Here is a 2779-nt window from a genome sequence, read left to right as displayed (position 1 = left end):
AGCTCATCGCCCTCCAGCACGTAACGCGGCGGGTACTTCGGGTTCTCGGACAGCAGGATCACGTCCTTGCCGCGGATGCACAGCCGCTTGCATACGGGGTCGTTGTTCAAGAGCGCTACGACGATATGACCGTGAGCAGGCTCCAGCGAGCGGTCGACGATCGCCAGATCCCCCTCGAAGATCCCGGCCCCCTGCATACTCTCGCCGGTGATCGACACCAGATAGACGTGCGGAGCCCTGATGTTCAATACCTCATCCAGGGAGATGTGCGCCTCGATATGGTCTGCCGCCGGCGAGGGAAATCCGGCAGGAACCTGAGAGGAGCACAACGGGAGTTGCAGGCCGCCTTCAGCAATGGGGCCTATGATTGAGTAGCTCATGACGCACGATTTCCGATACTGTACAAATATACAGTTAACTTTCAGAAAGCCTTGCGGTCAATTTCTACGTGAGAATTTTCTGACAGGCGGGAATTTGAACTTGGATGAGCCATCGGGGGTATTCAAGTGGTTTCGGGTGAGCGCTGAGAATCGTCTGATGTCGTGCAGGAGGTGGGATAGGTTGCTTAGCGTCTACTAATGGTCATCCCTGGCCTTCGACCGGAAGAGCATGCTGATATTCAGCAGGACCCGAGGGGATGAGGTTATTGGCCCCCCAAACCTAATCCAGCGCCCCATTTATCACTTCGTAGATTATGCCGGTGGCAATAGCAACGAGAATTAGGTCTGTTCCAGCTTGTTGCCACTCATAGCCATCGTAGCGCGGTAGATGGCCAAGAAGTCTCCCGTCGAGCTTTTTGGCAATGCCAGGAGGGAGTGGTTTTCCGCGTGCCAGGTTCTTCTGGATGCCAGGCGGTAATGCTGGACCCGGACTCCAGTAATTGTGGTAGCTGTTCAGTACGTTCAGGACGCTACCGCGATCAACATTCGGCCCGTGATCCCAGCTATTTTGGCCTGAACTCTTTCCCTTCGCCCCGCTACCTTGGTTGCCGTGGCCTTGAGAATTTTGAGCGTTACCCTTTCCATTGCCTTGCCCTTTTCCATTACCGGGGTCAGCGAATGCGCCGACCGAGCCTGTGATTAAAACAAGGCTTGCAAGCAATGAGATCAATGTGTTCGATTTGAGCATGGCCGTACTCTCAGAAAGGGGATCTCCCCCTCCAATGTAGATGACGCTGCACAAAAAAGTTCACTTACCCTCATGCCGCATCCGGCCACGGAGCGAAGCGGCGCAGGCTGGACAAAGGGAAGGTGACTGAGACGCCGTACATCTTCCCACCGTCAAAAAACGCAGTACGTGTGCAGCAAACCTGCGATCTGCATCAGCAATGGCGGCCAATCCTCAAGGAATTGGGGATCGGCTACCGGCGGCCATACAACTGCCGTCACACCTATGCGACAATATGCTTAATGTCTGGCCTCAACCCCGCATTTATCGCCCAACAGCTCGGGCATAGCGTGCAGATGCTCTAATCGGCGTGTGCACGCTGGGTAAACTCGTCCAATGACTGGCAGGAGCTGGAAAAGCTCCAGATTGGTCCGAAATTGGTCCGCAGCTGCGAAGACGTCACATAAGCTATTGATAGGTAAGCCCTTTGATCTCCACCGCTAACATCACCATGCAGTCCTGTATGGGTGTTAGCGGGTGCCAATGCGTTGATTTTATTGGGCGAAATCCCCCATCGCCCCCCACCCAAACGTACCCATTGGTATCAAAATTGGTATCAGCATCACTCCCTCCTCCGGCGTCCTGCCGACCGATCACAATTCCCCTTCCCTTACTGCTCGTCACCTTTCTGACCTACCCCCTTCACATCCCTGAAATGTGCACTACCGTAAATTGTTCGCTCGGTTCCAAGGAAGAGGTATCCGGAATGAAAGGGAAGCACATAGCCTTTTGGTCGATAATGGTCATCGGCCCGTCGGCGCTAGCAGGCTCAATCTCGGCGCCCGCCGACCCTGATGCCAAATACTCAATTATCAGCGTCCAAAACGCCGGATTGGGTATTGAGGTCATCACGAAGCGCGAAGGCATCACTGGAGCCAGCTATACCAAACGCCAATTTGACTGTGCGAACCGCAAGTCCTTGTACATGGGATCAAGCAACTCCCTGGCTGACCTCGAGAACATCCGGGCAGATAGGGATGCGCTACCTTGGGCTAAAGGCTCGCTGACTCGGTCCATATCCGAGGTGGTGTGCAAAGGCGTAGTGCTGGTTTCGGGACCGTCTTGATTCCTTCCCAAGGCTTCATTCACACGCGACTTTCCATAGCTGATCCAGCCTGGTCGTGAAGCTTTGGCTCATCATCTCTCGGCGCATCCCCCAGTCTGGGTTCGCCGGCACGCTCGCTGCTCGCAGTGTTCCCCTGCCCCACCGCTCATTGATCTGGTCGAGCACCGCCATCACCCTGGTCGCCTCGGCAGGCTGCGCTGCGGCGAACAAGTCGTCGGTGTACTCACCGCGCTGGCAGAGATTCAGCAGCAACACCTCGGCCTTGCTGTAATTGAAGCCTGGTCGAAACACTCGATCAAGCGCGTCGACCGCAGCCTTTGTGAGCAGTCGCACGTCATCGGTGGGATATGGCAGATCGACGACCACGCCATTGGCGTACTTGGCCTCATCGGGATTGAACATACCGGTGCGGATACTGACGCGCAGCTTCTTGCAGACAGAACCCTGGGCTCGCAGCTTTTCCGACGCCCGCATCATGTAGGTGGCTAGCGCTTCCTTAATCGGGGGTAGTTCCTTGAGCCGCTTGCCAAACATCCGGCTACAGCA

Annotated in this window: 3 protein-coding genes and 1 pseudogene; 1 reads left to right on the top strand and 3 read right to left on the bottom strand. The window is 55.7% G+C overall.

What is annotated here, in order from left to right:
• Both ABIE20_RS27605 and ABIE20_RS27600 read right to left on the bottom strand, forming a co-directional pair.
• The coding region (locus tag ABIE20_RS27605) for a LexA family protein (RefSeq protein ID WP_429508729.1) at positions 1–380 on the bottom strand (380 nt) is incomplete at its 3' end.
• A 280-nt stretch (positions 381–660) separates the two neighbouring features.
• Positions 661–1128 (bottom strand): anti-virulence regulator CigR family protein, encoded by a 468-nt coding sequence (locus ABIE20_RS27600; RefSeq protein ID WP_429508727.1) that lies wholly within the window; start codon positions 1126–1128, stop codon positions 661–663.
• Positions 1129–1220: 92 nt separating this feature from the next.
• On the opposite strand from ABIE20_RS27600, the pseudogene ABIE20_RS27595 reads away from it, so the two are divergent.
• Positions 1221–1574, top strand: a pseudogene (locus ABIE20_RS27595) (site-specific integrase); the annotation flags it as partial.
• A 674-nt stretch (positions 1575–2248) separates the two neighbouring features.
• Here the strand turns inward: ABIE20_RS27595 and ABIE20_RS27590 are convergent.
• On the bottom strand, positions 2249–2779 hold a 531-nt coding region (locus tag ABIE20_RS27590), incomplete at its 5' end, for a DUF4113 domain-containing protein (protein ID WP_429508726.1).

The sequence above is a fragment of the Pseudomonas sp. 2835 genome (assembly GCF_050435905.1).
Lineage (GTDB): Bacteria > Pseudomonadota > Gammaproteobacteria > Pseudomonadales > Pseudomonadaceae > Aquipseudomonas.
This window is presented reverse-complemented; position numbering and strand designations above follow the sequence as displayed.